General features: G+C 64.9%; 23 protein-coding genes. 2 read left to right on the top strand and 21 right to left on the bottom strand.

Annotated elements, in window-relative coordinates; all coding sequences use genetic code 11:
- Window positions 1–198: 198 nt before the first annotated feature.
- The 20 genes from LE197_RS32285 to LE197_RS32190 form a co-directional block, all read right to left on the bottom strand.
- Window positions 199–456: a hypothetical protein gene (locus tag LE197_RS32285; protein ID WP_003118919.1), complete on the bottom strand. Its 258-nt coding sequence runs from the start codon at window positions 454–456 to the stop codon at window positions 199–201.
- Window positions 453–815: a hypothetical protein gene (locus LE197_RS32280; RefSeq protein ID WP_003142810.1), complete on the bottom strand. Its 363-nt coding sequence runs from the start codon at window positions 813–815 to the stop codon at window positions 453–455. The genes LE197_RS32285 and LE197_RS32280 overlap by 4 nt, the downstream gene beginning before the upstream one ends.
- The gene (locus LE197_RS32275) at window positions 812–1,441 is read right to left on the bottom strand and encodes a glycoside hydrolase family 19 protein (RefSeq protein ID WP_003113192.1); all 630 of its coding nucleotides are present in this window, start codon (window positions 1,439–1,441) and stop codon (window positions 812–814) included. Before LE197_RS32275 ends, LE197_RS32280 begins: the two co-directional genes overlap by 4 nt.
- A 32-nt stretch (window positions 1,442–1,473) precedes the next feature.
- Entirely contained in the window at window positions 1,474–2,463 is a 990-nt protein-coding gene (locus LE197_RS32270; protein WP_003121851.1) for a phage late control D family protein, read from the bottom strand.
- A 57-nt stretch (window positions 2,464–2,520) separates the two neighbouring features.
- Complete coding sequence (locus LE197_RS32265) at window positions 2,521–2,727, bottom strand: tail protein X (protein WP_003101635.1); 207 nt, start codon at window positions 2,725–2,727, stop codon at window positions 2,521–2,523.
- A complete protein-coding gene (locus LE197_RS32260; RefSeq protein WP_003142807.1) occupies window positions 2,702–3,574 on the bottom strand; it encodes a phage tail protein in 873 nt (290 codons plus the stop codon). The genes LE197_RS32265 and LE197_RS32260 overlap by 26 nt, the downstream gene beginning before the upstream one ends.
- Window positions 3,575–3,583: 9 nt before the next feature.
- Complete coding sequence (locus LE197_RS32255) at window positions 3,584–5,821, bottom strand: hypothetical protein (RefSeq protein ID WP_003142806.1); 2,238 nt, start codon at window positions 5,819–5,821, stop codon at window positions 3,584–3,586.
- A 169-nt stretch (window positions 5,822–5,990) separates the two neighbouring features.
- The gene (locus LE197_RS32250; protein ID WP_003085178.1) at window positions 5,991–6,335 is read right to left on the bottom strand and encodes a phage tail assembly protein; all 345 of its coding nucleotides are present in this window, start codon (window positions 6,333–6,335) and stop codon (window positions 5,991–5,993) included.
- A 14-nt stretch (window positions 6,336–6,349) separates the two neighbouring features.
- Entirely contained in the window at window positions 6,350–6,853 is a 504-nt protein-coding gene (locus LE197_RS32245; protein ID WP_003085175.1) for a phage major tail tube protein, read from the bottom strand.
- A 12-nt stretch (window positions 6,854–6,865) separates the two neighbouring features.
- Window positions 6,866–8,026 (bottom strand): phage tail sheath family protein, encoded by a 1,161-nt coding sequence (locus LE197_RS32240; RefSeq protein WP_019681189.1) that lies wholly within the window; start codon window positions 8,024–8,026, stop codon window positions 6,866–6,868.
- A 42-nt stretch (window positions 8,027–8,068) separates the two neighbouring features.
- Window positions 8,069–8,509 (bottom strand): hypothetical protein, encoded by a 441-nt coding sequence (locus tag LE197_RS32235; protein WP_016852415.1) that lies wholly within the window; start codon window positions 8,507–8,509, stop codon window positions 8,069–8,071.
- 7 nt (window positions 8,510–8,516) lie between these two features.
- Window positions 8,517–10,622 carry a phage tail protein gene (locus LE197_RS32230; RefSeq protein ID WP_003161927.1) on the bottom strand — a complete coding sequence of 702 codons (2,106 nt, stop codon included), beginning with the start codon at window positions 10,620–10,622 and terminating at the stop codon, window positions 8,517–8,519.
- Between the two features lies 1 nt (window position 10,623).
- Window positions 10,624–11,157, bottom strand: a complete 534-nt coding sequence (locus tag LE197_RS32225; protein WP_003118911.1) for a phage tail protein I — start codon at window positions 11,155–11,157, stop codon at window positions 10,624–10,626.
- Window positions 11,150–12,037 carry a baseplate J/gp47 family protein gene (locus LE197_RS32220; protein WP_042929839.1) on the bottom strand — a complete coding sequence of 296 codons (888 nt, stop codon included), beginning with the start codon at window positions 12,035–12,037 and terminating at the stop codon, window positions 11,150–11,152. The genes LE197_RS32225 and LE197_RS32220 overlap by 8 nt, the downstream gene beginning before the upstream one ends.
- Window positions 12,034–12,360, bottom strand: a complete 327-nt coding sequence (locus LE197_RS32215; RefSeq protein ID WP_003085143.1) for a GPW/gp25 family protein — start codon at window positions 12,358–12,360, stop codon at window positions 12,034–12,036. The genes LE197_RS32220 and LE197_RS32215 overlap by 4 nt, the downstream gene beginning before the upstream one ends.
- Before the next feature lie 152 nt (window positions 12,361–12,512).
- A complete protein-coding gene (locus LE197_RS32210; protein WP_003121844.1) occupies window positions 12,513–13,070 on the bottom strand; it encodes a phage baseplate assembly protein V in 558 nt (185 codons plus the stop codon).
- Window positions 13,067–13,582: a hypothetical protein gene (locus LE197_RS32205; protein ID WP_003113200.1), complete on the bottom strand. Its 516-nt coding sequence runs from the start codon at window positions 13,580–13,582 to the stop codon at window positions 13,067–13,069. Before LE197_RS32205 ends, LE197_RS32210 begins: the two co-directional genes overlap by 4 nt.
- 21 nt (window positions 13,583–13,603) lie before the next feature.
- Window positions 13,604–13,957, bottom strand: coding sequence for a phage holin family protein (locus LE197_RS32200; protein WP_003101619.1), 354 nt, complete (start codon window positions 13,955–13,957; stop codon window positions 13,604–13,606).
- A gap of 459 nt (window positions 13,958–14,416) precedes the next feature.
- On the bottom strand, window positions 14,417–14,776 hold the full coding sequence (locus LE197_RS32195; RefSeq protein WP_003118907.1) for a hypothetical protein: 360 nt from the start codon (window positions 14,774–14,776) through the stop codon (window positions 14,417–14,419).
- 47 nt (window positions 14,777–14,823) lie between these two features.
- Window positions 14,824–15,024, bottom strand: coding sequence for a TraR/DksA C4-type zinc finger protein (locus tag LE197_RS32190; protein WP_003085132.1), 201 nt, complete (start codon window positions 15,022–15,024; stop codon window positions 14,824–14,826).
- Window positions 15,025–15,481: 457 nt separating this feature from the next.
- Here LE197_RS32190 and prtR point away from each other — a divergent pair, with 457 nt between their 5' ends.
- Complete coding sequence (prtR, locus tag LE197_RS32185) at window positions 15,482–16,252, top strand: transcriptional regulator PrtR (protein WP_003113202.1); 771 nt, start codon at window positions 15,482–15,484, stop codon at window positions 16,250–16,252.
- 99 nt (window positions 16,253–16,351) lie between these two features.
- Window positions 16,352–16,666, top strand: a complete 315-nt coding sequence (gene prtN / locus LE197_RS32180; RefSeq protein ID WP_003121843.1) for a pyocin genes transcriptional regulator PrtN — start codon at window positions 16,352–16,354, stop codon at window positions 16,664–16,666.
- 315 nt (window positions 16,667–16,981) lie between these two features.
- Here the strand turns inward: prtN and trpE are convergent, their stop codons facing one another.
- Window positions 16,982–18,460: an anthranilate synthase component I gene (gene trpE / locus LE197_RS32175; protein WP_226033794.1), complete on the bottom strand. Its 1,479-nt coding sequence runs from the start codon at window positions 18,458–18,460 to the stop codon at window positions 16,982–16,984.
- Window positions 18,461–18,481 lie beyond the last annotated feature (21 nt).

The following is an 18,481-nucleotide window of genomic DNA, read 5'->3' as shown; positions in this document are numbered from 1 at the left end:
GCCAGGCCGGCGAAAAAGAAGTCAGGCGCGCCAGCGCCAACGGGCGAATGCCTTGATGAGGGAGGTGATGATGCTGCTGAGGTGGATCACGATAGCGGTCTCACGGAGCCATGTTGGGGAACATAGCCCAGTGGGGAGGATGGGTGCAACAGCGGGATGTCGGAAGGAAGGCCGATCCGAGAGGATCGGCCGAAAGGTTTAGCGGCAGGCACGCAATGCCGCCTGCAATTCGAGTTCGTAGCCCTGCCGCTGGCGGCGCTCGGCGAGCAATGCGCGAACCTTGGCCTGCAGCGAATCGCCGGCCTTCAGCGTGGCGCCGGCCCAGCTCGGCGGGCGCACGTCAGGTACACGGCAGGGCACTGCGAGGGGAACCTCGACGCGCACGGGGCGAGGTGTCGTCGGCGAGGCTGCGCAGCCCGCGAAAAGCAGACAAAGCCCCAGCAGGAGACGAGTCATAGTCCCAGCTCCCGGTCGATCGCCGCACCTGCCGCCTGGCAGTCCACGCCAATGTCGGGTTCCTGGAGCAGACGCACGGCCGCGGCGTACTGCTCCGCGGCCTGCGCCCTGGCCTCGCCGAGTGCCTGCTCGGCGTCCTTCGCGCGCCTCTCGGCGCTCGCCCGCACCGCCGCCAGCGCTCGCTGCTGCTCATCGAGCAAAGCCTCGAGCTGGCCGCTGGCGACGCGGCTGGCAGTGAGTTGGCCCAGGGCCTCCTCCAGTTGCGGACGATAGTGGCGGGCAACCAGGCCGCCGCCGAGCAAGGCGCCGGCCAGCAGGACCAGCAACACGGCCGGCAGAAGCAGAGCAAGCCGGCTCATGACAGCACCGCCCTGGCCCGCTGCCACAACGCCAGGCGCTCCGCCTGGCCATTCAGGCCGCCGTTGATGCGGCGGGTGATGGCAGCGAACTCGCCGCGGTCGGCCAGCTCGTTGAGCCCGTGACCGGCCCACCACCAGGCGGCGCTGCGAGCCGCCGGCACGGGCTGCTCCAGGCGCCAGGGCTCGGCTTCCAGCGGCTCGCCGAGGGCCTCGCCGACCAACCGGTAGTTGGCACGCCCGGTGATTTGTAGCAAGCCACGCCCGCGGAAGCGCCAGCCATCGCCGGACGCTTCGTCGCCATTGCCGTTGCGCGTGGCGTAGGTGTTGTCGGCAATCGCCTGCGGATTGCGCGCCAGCCGCAAGGCCAACGCGTTGGGCTGCCCGTCGGGGCCGAGATAGCGACCCGGCCAGGTCGCCGCCAAGCCTTGGGCGCTGTAATTGAGGTTCTCCACCAGGCGGGTCAACTGGCTGCTTTCGTGGCCGACCTGGGCGAGAAACGCGGCACGCCGCGCCGGTGTGTCGATCTCCCTCTCGTCCATGGCCCGTTGCAACGCCACAACGAAAACGCCCGCGACGAGGCGGGCGTTGGGAAAAATGCGCAGCAATTGCTGCTCGGTCAGTTTCATCGATCCTCCTGCACTCCGATGGGTTTCAGGCGTCACCCCTTGCCGCCTCGGCCGCCGTTGCATTGCACGACAGTGGTCCATCCGCTGGAGCTGTAGGTGTGCTCCACCGAGTCGATCAGGAACTCGCCGTCGATTCCCGCCTTGAAGCCTTGGAGCAGCAGGCTGCGCTCGGCGAACAGGTCGCCACGCCCTGGCAGTTCCAGGCGCACACTGGCGCTGGAGCGGCTGAAGCTCGCCAGGCGAGCCTTCGCCGCCTGCTCGGCCTCTCCACGGCTGGTATAGAGGTGCCGGTCGACATGCTCGCCCATAGCCGTAGCCGGTGCCTTCGGGTTCTTCAACTCGACGCTCTTGACCTCGCCGCTGCCGGGCAATTGGTAGCGGGTCTTCACCGTTCTCATCAGGCTGCGGTCGTCGAAGGTAACGTCGAAGCTACCGACGTCAGCACGTCCCAACACCAAAGGTTCGATCCGACGCCCCGTGGCGCTCTGCCCGCTCTGTCGCGGCAGCACCATGAGCATGCCCTCGGCCAGCTTGGCGGTGCAGTCGTACTGGCGCGCCAGACGGGTGACGAAGTGGTAGTCGGACTCATTGACCTGGTCGACCCGGGCGATCGCCACCTGCAACGGACACTCCACGCGCCAGCCGTTGCGTGCGCCAACATCGCGGCAGACCTGAGCCAGGGTAGTGCCCTCCCAACCGCCGCTGCGTATCGTCTTGCCACTGCCGCGCATGTCGCCGGCCTTGGCAGTGACGGTCAGGCAGTCCGGCGGACCAGCCCACTGCAAGGTGTCCACGGTAAAGCGTCCCATGCGCATCAGTGGCTCGCCGGCATAGCCGAGATGAACCTCCAGCACCGCACCGCGCCTGGGTAAGGCCACCTGTCCATCGCGATCGTCGAGCCTCAAGGTCAGGCTGTCGGACTCCATGCCCGGCTTGTCCAGCAAGGTCAGCTTGAGCAGGCGGTCATTCAGCCGCTGGGTGACGTCGGTGCCGTCGGCAACGATACGGAAACTCGGTTGCACCTGATCTCTCCAGAAAAGAAAAACCCCGCCAAGGCGGGGTTGCGGGTGAGCGGTCGATCAATCCCACAGGCGCACCTGTTCGACATTGACCACCGGCATGTCAGGGAAACTGATCAGCAAGCCGGCACGGAATGGCTGCTGCTCATCGGCCAGCCCGGGATTGGCGTCGAGGGTCGCCTCGACGCAGCCCAACAGATGGCCATAGACGTGGTAGCAGAGGCTGTCCAGCATGTCGCCGTCAGCGGTTCGGCAGGTCGTCGCCATAGCGCTTGAACTCCAGGTCGAAGGTTTGTTTGCGGGGAGCGCCGTTGCCCAGCAGGGCGCTCTGGTTCTCGCTGATCCGCACCAGACACCAGAGGCCCATCTGCACCTCGCCGTAGCCGCTGCTCAGGATCAGCGGCTCACGCCGCTCCGCCAACCGGCGCAGCGCTTCGAGCTGCTCCAGACCGACGACCTTTTCTTGGTTGCCTACCTGTCGACGCAGCGGGAATACCGCACCCTTGAGCAGGATGCTCTCCTCGCCCATGCCGACGCTCTGCAGCGCCGGCCGCCGGCCCAGGCGCATCTGCCCGCTCCAGTTGTAGGCACTGTTGCGCTGCAGGGCGTCGAAGGCGGCAGTATTCAGGTTGAAGTAGAACGGTTGGGCATTGGCGGTCAGCGGCTGCAGTACCAGCAGGTGCGGCAAGGGCGCTACGGCCTCGCTCGAGGGCGTCGCCGAGGGTGCCAGCAGCCACGACGGCAGCACCCCCGCCAGCGTCGGACTGATGTCGCCAGCGACCTTGCCGACCGCCTGCGCGGCACTGTTTACCTGCACCTTCAGCGCATCCACGCGTTCGTCGATACCAAGCAACGCCCGGCTCGCCCGGTCATAGGTGGAGACCACGCGGTTCACCTTGCCCTGCGCCTGGCCGATGCCGCGCATGGCACGCTGCAGCCGGGCAGCCATTTCCGGCGATACGCCGGGCAGGTTCTCCAGCTCCGCGGCTGCGCCGCGGATCTCGCTGATCGCACCGTTCACCGGAGCGACCACCTTGTCCAGACTCTTGCGTCCGGACTCGCCGGCGCGACCCAGGTACCTCAGGCCGGCCTGCAATTGTTCCAGATATGCCATGGGGACTCCTTAGACCATCGCCGGGTCGTAGAGGCTGCGCCGCTGCCGCTCGTCGGCGAAGTCGACAAGCATGCGTTGCAGGTAGGGCAGCAACTCGTCGGCCAGGCGCTGCGGCTCGTGTACGTTGCCTTGCACCGTCAGGTTGATCTGCGGCGCGAAGGTCCAGTTGGGCACAGCCGCGACGGGTTCGGCCTGTGGTACGGGCACCGCCGGCTTGTTGTCCGAGGCCGCCGGCGGATCGCCAGCCAGACTGCGTCCCAGACGCCCCCCCAGTTCGCTACCGCCCCAGGCGCCGATAGCGCCGCCAACCAATCCACCGATCAGCGTACCGACCACCGGCACCACCGAGCCGATGCTCGCTCCCAGAGCGGCGCCAGCCAGGGAACCAGCCAGGGAGCCACCGGCCTCGCCATAGGCGATGGTCTTTTCGCTCTCCGACAGGTCGCTGGAGTAGACCTCAGCAACATCGATCAACGACGAGGCCACTTGCAGCGGCGCGTTGCGTATGGGCAAACGCGACAGGCGCGGCAGCTTTCCTGCCATCGCCCCCAAGCCTCCTCCAGCCGAGAAGCCAAGGGATGGAAGGGAGCGGGCCTTCAGCCCACCGCCCTTGCCTCTCTTCCTGCGTGGTGTTTGACCGCGCTTTCGTTGTGCCGGCCTCCTCGCGGACTCCAGCGTAGAGTCGCCTCCCGGCACCGGCCAGTTGGTAACGAACACGCGCTGTATTTCGCTACCACCCGATACCCGGCCTGCACCCCGTTCGATCAGGTCGCCGACGGCAGCGCTCCCTCGCCGACCGAGCCGACCGCCACGCAGCACGTCGATAGCGCCGCGCCCTCCCTTGTAGGCGAGATACCCGGATAACACCGCACCTGCGGCGGCGGTAAGACCGGCCGTCGTCCGCGGATAGGCTTCGAGCAGCTCCGCAGTCGACTCGCCGAGTACCGCGCTCCCCTTGGCCAGGTTGTCCAGATATGGATTCAGGGCGCTGCCCAAAGCGGTCTGCGCCCTCTCCCAACTGTCGCTGGAAGCCTTCCACAGCTCCTGGGACATCCCCTTGCGACGCTGCGCATCGCGCTCCGAAGAGCCTACGGAAGACTGCTGGGATTCGAGCAAGCCCTGGAACTCGCCGCGCGACGCTCGATAGGCTTCAAGCGCCGGCGACGCCACGCCGGCGCTGAGCTTGCCGCCCTTATCCCGATAGCGCGCAGCCAGCTCCAGGTTGGCCTCCAGCAGACTCGCTCCGTCCTTGCGCAGCGCTTCCAGGTCCCGGTCGTAGTCCTGGCCATAAGCGCGTTTCAAGCTGCCGCTGCCGACGAACTCCAGCCAGGCCTTCATCCGCACGTCCGCTTTGTCTGGCGTGGTGTTCTTTGCCTGAATCTCCAGCAAGGCACCCAGTGCACCGACATCGCCGGCCGTGGCCTCTCCCGCATTGCCCAGCGCTGACAACAAGGCAGGCAGGCGACGCGCCAGGGCCTCACTGCCGACTCTGCCTTTACCCAGGACGACCAGACGGTCGAGGGAGGCGGACAATTGCTCTGGCGAGTCCGAACCCTGGGCCAGTTGCAACGCTCGAACCAGCCCCGCAACCTCGGCTGAAGCAATCCCTTGGCCAAAGCCGAAGCGGCCCGCCAGTCCCATATTCATTTGCGCGGCGGCGAACCCCATGCCGGTGGCGTTCAAGTGCTCCAGCATGTCCAGCGTCGCCGTGCGTCCCAGGCCGCTCTGGTTGGCGCTGTCCTGGATCAGGGATGCCAAGGCTGGCTCCCGGCCGACGTCCAGGCCGTTGCGGATCGCCAGGTCGCGCAACCGCGCTTGATAACCGGCAGCCGTCTTGCTGGCTTCCACGACCAGTCCGGAAAATGCGCTAGCCAATGGCATTGCCTGGCTGGCCTGCTCCAGCCGTTGCAGGCCGCGGACCTGCATATCCAGGCCACGCTGCATCTCGCCCAGTCGAGCGTAGGCATCGCCCGCGGCCCTGGCCTCGATGCCGAGTCGCTTCAGTTGCTCCTGGCGTTCGCCAAGCTGCCGGGCATGCTCAGCAACGCCGCGGTCCCCGACCTTGCGCATATCGGCGAGCTCTCGCTCCAGGCGTATGGCGTCTCCCAGCACATCCCTCAGGCTGGAAGCCTGGCGGGAACGTTCCTGGAGACTGTCGAGCCGTGCCTTGACGGTCTCGAATGCCTTGCCCAAGGAGGGGTCGGCGATGCCGCCGATGGAGACCACCAGGTCCATGTCTTTACTCATGACGGTTCGTCTCGTCTGTTATCGATGTCCGCCTCCGCGGACCTACTGAAGTAGCGCGGGCGCCGCTCGCCTGGCGGACGGCGCCGTCGCTCACTCCTCGCCCTCGGCGAGCCACCAGAGCAGGTCGCCCAGGGTCATGCGCTCCAGTTCGCTGGCCTGGAAGCCCAGCTCAATGGCCAGGCGCCTCGCCAGTTGACGCATACGCGAAGGTGTCGTCCGTGTCGTCTTGCACCAGGCGAAAGTAGGCGCCTTGCAGCCGCTGGTAGTCGCTCAGCTTCAGCCCCTCCAGGTCCTGGCGGCTGACCTGCGCCAGCGAGGCGAACAGTTGCAGTTCGCGCTCCTCGGCATCGTCGCCGGCCACCTTGCCGGCCAGGCGGATATCACGCACGGTGGGTGCACGCAGGGTCAGCGTGTCGACGCTGACCCCGTTGCACTGTGCCGGACGCGAGAGACGAACGAGGGCGGCGTCGGCATCCAGCGTCAGCCAGCCCGGCAGTCGATTCTCTTGGGTCATGTCCGGAGCTCCTCTTACAGGCCGAGGTCGTTGCGCATGCCGGCCAACTGGTCGACACCGTTGATCGCGCGGACACCGTTGACCGGATCGATCTCGTAGACCTCGCGGCCATCGACTTCCAGCTTGTAGTAGCTGACCGCAACGGCGTACTTGAACTCGGCTTTCTCGCCGGCTTTCCAGTCGCCCGGGTCGACCTCCTTGAGCAGGCCGCGCAGGGTAGCCACCACTGGCACGCTGGCGCCCTTCTGGCCCTTGAAGGAGCCACGGAACACGCCATTGAAAGCGCTCTGGTCGGCCAGGCCGAAGAAATTCAGCGCTTCTCGGCGGGCACCGTTGGTGGAGAACTTGGCTTCCATCGCCTCCAGGCCCATGTCGATGGATACCGGCGCATCCATGCCGCCGGCACGGTATTGCTCGGTCTTCACAGCCAGCTTGGGCAGGGTCAGGGATGGCACGTCACCGGCGAAGCTCACGCCGTCGATGAACAGATTGGTATTGGTCAGGGTTTGCGGAATCATCACGGGCGCTCCTTAGGCGACATCCAGAACTTCGGTGAGCCACTGATCGGTCACCTCGACACGGAAATTGGGGTTCTCGGCAGGCGGCACATCGGTGAAGCGGATGTTCCAGTACACCTTGCCCTGGGCCAGCTGGCTGGCGCTGTTCAGGTCCGGGTCGGCATAGACCTCGAAGTTGATCACCGCTCCCTGGTTCTTCAGATCGCGCATGAAGGCGCGCAGGCCCTCGGTGACATCCTTCACGTAGGTCTTGGTGATACCGCGGTCCACCGCCCACTTGTGCCCGGCGAGGATCGCATCCATTACCAGGTCCATGGTCCGAACACGGGTGACGAAAGCCCACTTGCTGTCGCTGGACAAGGTGCGGTTGCCCCACAGGCGATAGCCATCGTCGCGAATGATCGTCGCGATATTGGCGTTGTTGAGCAGGTTGGCGCGACAGGTCTCATCGCCGTCGAGGAACTCCACCGGACGGCTGGTGCCGGTGACGCCCTTGATCTCCTTGTTCGACGGCGAGGACCAGAAGCCGTACTCGGCGTCGGTCCAGGCGAACAGGCCGGCGGCGTAGGCCGAAGCCGGGGCGTTGCGTGCGGCATTGGTGGCGCTGTCCCAAACCTGCACGCCCGGGTCGACCATGAACAGGCGCTTGCTGCCGAAGTTCTTGGCGTAGGCGACGGCCGCCTCGTCGGTGCTATTGGGACCATCGAGAATGGCGATGGCCCGCAGTTTCTCGGCCAGCCCGTCCATGGCGGTGGCCACCGCTTGCTGGGCCGAATGACCCGGCGCAACTAGTAGACGCGGCTGAGCATTGAAGCGGCTCTTGCCGTCTAGCAGAGCCTGAAGTCCGGTGCGCTCGCCGGCGGCGCTGACACCACCTATGACGGCGCTGGCCTGGGCCTCGGGAGTCTCCGCGGCTTCCACGCCCACCGCCACGATCACGGCCTGGGCACGGTTATAGATGGCCTCGCAGGCCAGGTAGATCGACGAGCCGATGCCGAACGCCGCGGCGGCGTCCTTCTTGCTGGTGAGCAGCACCGGAACGTTGGGCTTGGCGCTTGCCTGCGCCCCCGGCGTGAACACATCGCAGAGGCCGATGACGGAACTGGCCGGCAGCGCGATGGTGCGCGCACCGATATCGACGTTGGTTACCGTAACGCCGTGGAAGAAACTCATAGGTAGATCTCCATTAATGAAAAACCCCGCACAAGGCGGGGTTCAGGGGGTGATGAGCGATTGGAGCCAGGCAGGCGGCTCGGGCCTTGCGTTCAGGTCGGGAAACTCCGCGGCAATAGGCCAGTCGCGAAGAACGGCGCGATAGAGAGTTAGCTCACGAAGCTGCTCTTGGCTCAGAGTCGTAGTTTTTCCCAGGTCCTGCTCGTCACGATGCCGAGCGAGAGGCCCGTCGGTGAGCTGTAACTGCCGGTCGCGCCAGATGCGTTCCCGTTGGACCAGAATGTCCTTGGCCGGAGCCGGTGGATCGACGCAGATAGGGCGACCGGTGTGGTCCGTGACAATTCGTTTCCCTTCGCTCTGCGCACGAAGAAGAGCCTGGTACTCGGCGTCTTCGAGAGGATGCATTTCATCCTCCAGAGGCATGCGGGACCCATGAATTTCCTTCGAATAAAAGCCGCCCGTGGCGGCATGGAAAAAAATCATTTTCACCTCAATAGCCGATGGCCATCACTCTGATGCCATAGTTTTGAGCCAGTCCGTAGTACTCGGAGGAAACGATCACACATCCCGTGTTGCTGACGCTGACATCGGCGACCGTAACGGTCGACGCGGACGTCGCTGGTCGCCCCACCTCCTTGACAGTCGGTACGACATGCAGACAGGCGCTAGGGAACGCGATCGGGAACGTCAAGGTACGATCGATTATTCCACCGGGATGATCTCCTACGTTCACCTGCATCCACTGGACGATCAGACCGGTATCGTTGTCCTTCCACCAACCATTGAGCGCCCGGCTCGCCGTGGCCGGCACTCCGGCACCAATGTTGTTGCGTGCTCCGGCCGCTGTATTGGCGCCAAGGCCACCACGAGCGAGAGGCAAGATGCCGGAGGTGATCTGGCTGGTATCGTGGTTATGCCCTGAGGGCGGGAAAGTTGCCGGCTTACCCGGCAAAGCCGCCCAGGTAAATCCCGCCTTTGGCAGGTAGCTGGCCGGATCGAAGTTTCCATCGTCCCAGTTCTGCCGCCACGGACGCCAAGAGCCCGCATAGCAGCAGCGCGAATATGTGCTTCCGTTGAGTGTTACGTAGGTCTGATAGATATGGTCTGCATGTGCGCGGTAGACAATCAGCAAACCGGCCAGCCCCACGGGATAGTTAGCTCCACCCGCCGCCCATTCCGATGTCGATTGCAACCACCATCCGGAATTGACGAAGCTGTTTATATTGACGCCATTTCCAATGGATCCGTCAGTCGTCTTCGTGAAGGAACCTCCAATGTCGCAACGCTGCCAGGGCAACCACTCCCGGATGCTAGGGTTGGCCGCGTAGGACACCCGTACATACATCTCGGATGTAGCGTTGTAGCTCGTTGCAATCTGCGAAGCATTGCCGTTCTGATCCGGATAGAACATCGACTGGATGTAGAAGTATCGTCCGGCAACAGGTCCGTTCGCATGATTGGTCAGCATCAACGGCACGGTCGCGGTGTTCGGATCGCTACTGTTCGAGACAGCAGTAGCCAACCCGCGCGCGAATACCGGCAAACGCTGCTCGGCCAGCACCCCGCTGACCAACTTCGAAGCATCCAGCCCGGGAATGTCCGTCGCCGCCAGCGCCATTCCAGCAGTCACCCTTCCCTTCGTATCCACGGTCACCTTCGGATAGCTGCCCGCCGCCACACCGGTAGCGGAAAGACTCAGCGGCGCAGAAACATTGGCACTGCCGTCGAAGGTCACCGACCAGGAGGCATCGCCACTGGCTGCCAGGCTACGCGGTGCGGCCAGCCTGCTGGATGACACGGCGTTGCCATCGACTCGCAGCGCATCGGTAATGCCATAGCCGGCCAGGGTGGTGGCCTTGTTCGCTTTCTGCGCCAGTTTTCCATCGGTATCGGCCTTGGTATAGGCATCTCCGATCGCATAGCCAGCCAGGGTGGTCGGATTGCTGCCCTGGGTGACCACCCCGTTGGCGTTCACCGTGACCGAACGATAGCTGCCCGCCGTCACGCCGGAAGGCGCCAGACCAATGCTGCGGTCGGCAGAAAGATCGCCCCCACCGACCAAGCCATTGCCAGCCAGAATCTTGCGGCCCTTGAAATCGGCAGCGACCTTTTCCTTCACCCAGTCCTGAGTGGCGTAGATGATGCCGTTGTCGATCAGCAGCTGGACATTCTCCAGGCCGGAGAGCGCGATGTTCACCCGAATGGTCTGGGTCCGCGCACTGCCACTTTCCATTGCAGCCTTGTAGCTGGGCGGGCAGTTGGATACCGCGACGAACTTGCCGTCGGCATCCTGCAGGCCGATCTCGCGGATCCAGAAGCCACCTACCTCAACTGGCAGCACCACCTCGGCAACCAAGGTATTGGCGTTCTTGTCGGAAACGAACAGCCGATTCAGCTGAGCCCGATGGCGTTGGTTGATCAGGCTCTTCTGCGCCGCAGAAGGCAATGGATCCGGCGTGTCGCCCGGCGCACCGCCGGCATCGCCGATCAGCATATGAGTCGGCTGCCATTTCTTGCCTGCTGCACTGGCCGCAGCCAGCGCAGCGGCACCTATGTCGGTGAGCAGGCCACCGTATTTCGGAGTATTGGTCGTCATGTCACTGTTTCCAGGGGAAGATTTCCAGGGTGTCGCCGTCGGTCACGGCCAGTCCGTGACGGGACCGGATTACCGGGGTAATGCGCAGGTCCAGCCGGGTCAGGTGTCTGCTCACCGGGCGGACGTCATCGAGCAAGCGCTCCAGCTCCAGTACGGTGCCTTCGTCGATGCCACGGTCGCTGACGTCCACGGTGATCTCGAAGGTCCCCGGCACGCCAAGCGGGCTTCGCTGCCACCATTCGGTGACCTCGCTCAGCGCACCGATCGGCTCGACCACTTGGCGCAACGCGGTCAGCGTGCCTTTGCGCTGGTGCAGGACGAAGGACGTCGCTACCGCATTGCGCTTGGCCTCGTCGCTCCAGTCCGGGTCCCAGCGGTCCACCGAGCGCGTCCAGGCCAGGTAGGGCAGCAAGGCCGCCTCACAGCGTGCCGGATCGTTAAGCTCACGAAGCGGCACCGGCAGCTCGGCAGGCAATACATCACCCAGAGAGCGTTCCAGAGAACTCCTGTTTGGCGGCAGCAGGCGGCTACTCATCGACGCCTCCCAAGGTGATCGCGTACCCCGTGCAATAGGCCGCCTGGGTTTCATCCAGGACCACGTCGGCCGCAGGCTCCTGCAGTTCGACGCGCTGCACGCCTTCGACATGCAGGGTGGCGAACAGGGCCGAACGCCGGATGTCGCGGCCCAGGCGGCGCTGGGCGGAAATGTAGTCGCGCAGCGAAGCCTCGGCGGCGGCACGGATCAGCTCGGCCTCGGGGCCGGGAAACAGGTAGAGCTGCGCCTTGACGTGATAGGGAACGATTCCTGCCGAGCGCACCGTTACCCGATCCGCGACAGGACGCACGTCCTCCGCGTTCAGCGCCAGGCGCACTGCCTGCAACACCGTTTCCGGTGCCTGCCCGTTGCCTTCCACCCCGAGCACACTGATCAGCACTTCGCAGGGCGCCGGACTGGTCGCAGAGGCATCCGCCACCCTTCCATCCGCGCCCAGCGCATGGGCTATATAGGCGTTCCGCGGTCCTGCGACGGATAGCTGCTCGAACGCGAGCTGGATGCGATTGCGCAGCGACTTGTCGCTCTCGTACTGCGCCTCCACCGGCGGTACCGCCTCGGGCTGAGCGGGCCTGATCAGCAAACGCTGCACATTGAAGCCGGCACCGATCTGGTCGAGATCGGCACCGCTGGCGTATGCCAGCATCACCGCCCGCGCCGCATCGTTGATCCGCGCCCGCAGCAGCAGTTCTCGATAGGCCGCCAGTTGCAGAAGTTTGAGAACCGGATCGGACTCCACCTCCGCTGTCCATTCGCCAGCCATGGCTTCGCGGAAGTCGCCCAACAGCTCTTGGTAAATCGTCTCGAAATCGAGGTTTTCGATAACCTCTGGCTCCGGCAACTGGGAAAGATCGATGATCACGCCGAGACCTCCATATTGATGTTCTCGCCCTCGAACACGCCGCTCAGGAGCAGATCCACGCGGCCATCGACGACCGCGACGACTCGCACGGCAGACAATGCGATGCGCGGTTCCCAGCGCCCCAGGGAACGGGCTACCTCGGCCTGCACGGCGCTTTTCCAGCCTTCGCTCACCGGCATGTCGACCATCCGCCGCAGCTTGCTGCCGTACTCGGGGCGCATGCGCCTGCTGCCCAACGGGGTGGTCAGGATGTCCTCGACGGACTGTTTAAGATGAGCCAGGCCGGACAGGGGTAGCCCGCTACGGCGATCCATCCCGATCATCGCCCTGCCCTCCCGCTCCGGCAGAGACAGGCCGCGCCTGGCTCCGAATGGCTGTGAGTGTTGCCCATGGCGAACTCCGCAAACGAAAAGGCCCGCTCGCGCGGGCCGGTTGAATGTTCGACGGACCGCCCTTCGGCAGCCCCGTCGTATGTTCAATGGGTGTGGTGGTTGCTGTTGCCGGCGGTGTCGATGATCGAGCCGCCGCCGAGGATGTCTCCGCTGACCGTCAGTGTCCCGGCGATCTCCACCGGTCCTTCCAGGCTGATCTTCGGCGCCTTGAGACTGACCGCCCCGTCGCTGACCCGCACCTCGCTGGCGCCGACCCTCACTTCCACGGTGCCGCTGGGCAGCTCGACGCGGTAGCGATGCGCAGCCCAGTCGTAACTCAACGAGGCGCCGTCGTCGAAACGCCAGGTCTCACTGCTGGCGCTGTTGTCCGGCGCCGTGCCCGCATCGCCGTACAGACCGGGAATAAAGGTGCCCATTGACACTCCGCCCGACGGGCTGAGCAGTATCCCCTGTTCGCCTATGCTCGGCGCACGCCAGTGGCGAACCTTGCCGGCTGCCAGGGAGTGCCAGCGCAGCCAGCCGCTGGTCCAGTCGCCGGAGCGCACCCGTACCCGCGCCGCTGCCAGGTCCACGGCGACCACCACGCAGGGCAGGATCATCGCGGCGAGCATGCGGTCATGCTCCGCACTGACATAGCTCATGCCAACGCCTCCGGAGCGAAGTAGTCCGGCTCATGGCCGGGGCCGGTCTGCGGGTCGAAGCCCAGCATCAGGCTGCCCGGCGGCTGGTCCTCCCAGGCCCACTCCGGGTCTCCGAGACGCAGCGACTGCGTCCACTCGACCAGCCAGACACGCAGGCTCTTCAGCTCCTCGCGACTGCCGTCGACGGCCGAGCGTACGAAGCGCGCCGGCTGCAGAGACAGGTTCCAGGTCTGCTCGCGCAATGTCCGAACGATTCCGCAAGCAATGGATACCGCCTGGCGATCGGCACCAGGCGGCACCATTATCCGCGCCTGCAGGCGGCACAGCAGGGCGCTCTCGCCGGTACCGGGATCGCGCTCGGGCAGCAGCTCGGCTATTTCCAGGGAAACCGCCGGGGTATTTTCCGGCACGCCTGGCCAGAAGCCGATCAACTGCGCCTCCGGCAGACGCTCACGCAGTACCTGCTCGATGGCCGCGTACAGAGCCTCGAGCGTAACAGCCTGTTCAGGCATGGTTGACTCCTTCGATCAGTTTCAATGCGGGCCACGGTCGTCCGACTGTTCCTCGGGCAGCTCGCAAACCCCCAGGCGCCGGGCGGCCCAGCGTTCGTAGAGACCGACGGCGATCTCCGCGCCGGCCGCGGCGGTCAGGCTGCCCAGCGCCGCGGCGAACAGCAGCGCGGCGCCGCAAGCCAACGCCAGCAGCATCACCGCCACGCCGCAGACGATCGACGCGCCGGAGCGCAGCGCCAGGCGCCGCAACAAGGCCCAGCCGCCGAGACCGGCCTTGTCGGCACGCCACATCTCGCCGCTGACGCCGCCCAGCGCGGCGAGCAGGATCAGTACCCAGAGCGGCATTTCCGTCAGTGTCTGCGGTTCGTTGCCCATGGGTCCCTCCTTGGCAGGCAGCGCCGGGCACGTCCGCACGAACGTTTTCCCGGGCAATAAAAAACCCGGCGCCAGGGCCGGGTTCCGGTGCTTCACGAGTGCCTCCCTGGGGACGCACCTTTACAAGAATGACTACTTTTTACCGCCCGATTCCCAGCCCGGCAATGCCTTCTCGACAATCCACTGCAATAGGAGGGAGACGCACCACGATATGAGGGTGATATACCGCCCTGGGAACCTTCGCCAGGCATCCGGGCAAGCGCGTACCCACTTCCGATATGGAAAAGCCCGGCATCGACTGACGAAAAGGATGGCTCCGCCAGCCCGACCCCGCCTCTACCGTGCAGGGTCCGCTGCTGTGCATGGGACTCGCCGCCTCCATGGGCGACAGGCATAAAAAAACCGGCCCGAAGGCCGGTTGGAAAATTCCAGAGGGGACACGGTATCCGGTCCAGGAACTCAGGCCACCCGCCGCAGCAGGCCGTCCTGGATACCCTGGTGCGCCACATGCAGGCGCAGATAGAAGGTGTTGCGGCTGCAACCGCAGTGGCGGTACTTCTGCTCGGGGAAGCTGTCGCGATTGAGATAGTGCTCCACCACCACGTTCTTCAGTTCCTCGGGTAGGCGATTTACCAGGCGATCGACCTCCGCCACACGGTCGAGGATCACCCGGCTGCCACGGTGGCCGCGGACCACCTCGCCCTTGCTGGCGATCAGCATGGCGATCAGGTTGCCGCCGGCGTAGCCGCCTCCGTTGCTGCCTGGCGCGTGCATTTCCTCGGCCCAGAGCTTGAGCATTTCATCGATGGCTTTGATCACGGTCGTGTCTCCTTTCACTGCCCGCGAGGGCTCGGCATGAGGTCGGTTCAACGGCGCTCGTGGCGGTCCTGGCAGTCGATGCAGCGACTGCAGCCCGGTGCCGCCCGGCGGCGCGCCTGGGGAATGGGCTCGCCGCAGTCCTCGCAGTCTTCCGCGGACTCGCGGATGGCCAGCGCCGGGCGCGCCGCCAGGAGGCCGTCGAGGCGAGCCAGGACCAGTTCGTTGGCGTGATCGGCAAGGTCAGCCATGGAAAGCCTCCCTGGCGTGCCCGACGCCCGACGGCCGAATGGATGGAACATGACAGATGCGCGGCGCCGGTTCGGCGACCTGCGTTCCTCTGCGCGGAAATGGCGAGTGCGTATCTCGCGACATGGCAATGACTCCCTGTACGACGCCGCCGTACCTGAAGCAGGTCGGCGACAGAATGAATGAGCGGGACGGAGCGTCTGCATGGACGGCGCTCCGGCCCTCCAGGTGCCGGAGCGCTTTCCCATGGCCCCGGCACCCAAGCAGTCGGCACTTGCATCGTCGGTCGCCGACAACCGGGTGCGTCCCTGCACCCATGTGAAATCTCTGAAAGGCGGGTAGGAAGTTGTGGAACTCACCCCTTCCGCTTTCTGACGGAAGAGAAATTACAACCAAAGCTATTTATCGTCAACACCTAGGCTCTTTACAGAAAATCCATCGGTCTGTAGATTGCCGAGCATGGACAAGAGCACCCAGATCCCGCCCGACAGCTTCGCCGCTCGCCTCAAGCAGGCCATGGCGATGCGCAACCTGAAGCAGGAAACCCTCGCCGAAGCGGCAGGGGTTTCGCAGAACACCATTCACAAGCTGACCTCGGGCAAGGCCCAGAGCACCCGCAAGCTGATCGAGATCGCGGCGGCCCTGGGCGTCTCGCCGGTCTGGCTGCAGACCGGCGAAGGCGCTCCAGCCGCGCGCAGTGCCGTGTCCGTGGCCGATGGCAGCCCATTGGTGCTGGAACCGCTGCATCCGTGGGACAGCGACACACCGCTGGACGAAGACGAAGTGGAACTGCCGCTGTACAAGGAAGTGGAGATGTCCGCCGGCGCCGGACGCACTGCGGTACGCGAGATAGAGGGGCGCAAGCTGCGTTTTTCCTATGCCACGCTGCGTGCCTCGGGCGTCGATCCGTCGGCGGCGATCTGCGCCCAACTCACCGGCAACAGCATGGAACCGCTGATCATGGATGGCTCCACCATCGGCGTGGACACCGCCACCACCCATATCACCGATGGCGAGATCTACGCCCTCGAACATGACGGCATGCTGCGGGTGAAGTTCGTCTATCGCCTGCCCGGCGGCGGCATTCGCCTGCGCAGCTTCAACCGCGAGGAATATCCGGACGAGGAGTACTCGCCGGAGGACATGCGCAGCCGCCAGATCAGCATGATCGGTTGGGTCTTCTGGTGGTCCACCGTACGCCACCGGCGCGGCCCGTCCCTGGTGCGGTGAGCGCCTGGCGCTCGCCCGCTCTACAACTTCAGCTATTGAACAAAAAAACAACCTGAGCTATATTCCCCTCAACGACGTGTAGCCGCAGGAGGGAATACCATGCAGCCATCCATCGCCCCTAGCACTCCGATTCCACGCCAGGAAACCGTGGAATTGGTCTACCGCATCTTCGGCGACGTCCTGGTGCCGCTGGAGCAGGTTCGCGAACGCTGGTTTCGCAACCTGAACAAGGAAAACTTCAGCAAGGCCCTGGCATGCGGGCGGATCGCCCTGCCGGTGACGACCCTCGACGATAGCCACAAGGCCATGCAGTTCGTGGCCCTCGATCACCTCGCCGCCTACGTCGACCAGCGCGCGAACCAAGCCGGAGGCGCCCGTCGAGCACAGCCGGGCGCTGACAGCATCGCATCCTGAGCGGCCCGCCGTTGCCAGCATCGTAGGGAGCGACACCATGCTCCGCCTGGCGGATATCGCGTGGTGATGTCCCCTAACGAAAGCGCCTTCTGCGTGGGCAAGTAATGCCGAAGGCGTCATCCGCCAACCGGACATATCGATCACTTCACCTTGAGGCGGGTTCGGCGTCCTGCCCCTGGCGGATATCGCGCCGCGATATTCGCCCTACGAAAGCGGTGCCGCGTAGGGCGAAGCCAATGCGTGGGTCCAGCCGGGCATAAAGAAGGCGGATGACGCAAACGCCATCCGCCTTCTTTTCTTCCGCCTCGCGCCGTCTTATTCGACGCTCTGCTCGGCCAGCGCCACGGCGCGGAACATCGCCCGGCGCTTGTTGATGGTTTCTTCCCACTCCAGCGCGGGCACCGAGTCGGCAACGATACCGCCGCCGGCCTGCACGTGGAGTTCACCGTTCTTGATCACCGCGGTGCGGATGGCAATGGCGGTGTCCATGTTGCCGTTCCATGCCAGGTAGCCGACCGCGCCGCCGTAGACTCCACGCTTGACCGGCTCCAGCTCGTCGATGATCTCCATGGCGCGGATCTTCGGCGCGCCGGATAGAGTGCCCGCCGGCAGGATCGCCCGCAGCGCGTCCATCGCGCTGAGCCCCTCGCGCAATTGCCCGGTGACGTTGGACACGATGTGCATGACGTTGGAGTAACGTTCGATCACCATTTTTTCGGTGACCTTCACCGCGCCGATATCGGACACCCCCCCCACGTCGTTGCGCCCCAGGTCGATCAGCATCAGGTGCTCGGCGATCTCCTTGGCGTCCGACAGCAGATCCTGCTCCAGCGCCAGGTCGGCCTCTTCGTTGATCCCGCGCGGACGGGTACCGGCGATCGGGCGCACCGTCACCAGGCCATCCTCGACCCGTACCAGCACCTCCGGCGAGCTGCCCACGACATGGAAGTCGCCGAAGTTGAAGAAGTACATGTAGGGCGTCGGATTGAAACAACGCAGCGCGCGGTACAGGTCGATGGGCGCCGCCTTGAATTCGATGGACATGCGCTGCGACGGCACCACCTGCATGCAGTCGCCGGCCAGGATGTAGTCCTTGATCCTTCCTACCGCGTTTTCATAGTCCTCGCGGGTGAAGCTGGCACGAAACGCCGGCTCACGACCCTGGGCCGCCTCGAGGTCGAGGCCGCGACGCGGGGTGATCGGCTGGCGTAGACGCTCCAGCAGCTCCTCCAGACGTGCCTGGCCGCGCTCGTAGGCATTTTCCTCGGAGGGATCGGCGAGGACGATGGCGTGGATCTTCCCGGCCAGGTTGTCGAATACCACTACGGCATCGGACACCATCAACAGGATATCCGGGTTGCCCAGCGGGTCCGGGTTCGGACAGGTGGCCAGGCGTTTTTCCACGTAGCGCACGCAGTCGTAACCGAAGTAGCCGACCAGGCCGCCATCGAAACGTGGCAAGCCGGGCACGGTGGGCACCTGGTAGCGCGCCTTGAACTCCTCGACGAAAGCCAGCGGGTCGGCGCAATCGAAGCGCTCGGTTTCCATGCCATCGATGCTGATCCGCACTTGATGGTCGTAGACCCGCAGCACCGTGCGGCACGGCAGGCCGATGATCGAATAGCGCCCCCATTTCTCGCCGCCCTGCACCGACTCCAGCAGGTAGGAGTTCGGCGCGTCGGCCAGCTTCAGGTAGATCGACAGCGGCGTGTCGAAGTCGGCAAGGGTCTCGAAGGACAGCGGGATGCGGTTGTAGCCATCGGCGGCCAGCCGCAGGAATTCTTCGCGATTCATGATCAGCCTCATCGGAGGAGA

The sequence above is a fragment of the Pseudomonas sp. PS1(2021) genome (assembly GCF_020405165.1).
Taxonomy (GTDB): Bacteria; Pseudomonadota; Gammaproteobacteria; order Pseudomonadales; family Pseudomonadaceae; genus Pseudomonas; species Pseudomonas aeruginosa.
This window is presented reverse-complemented; position numbering and strand designations above follow the sequence as displayed.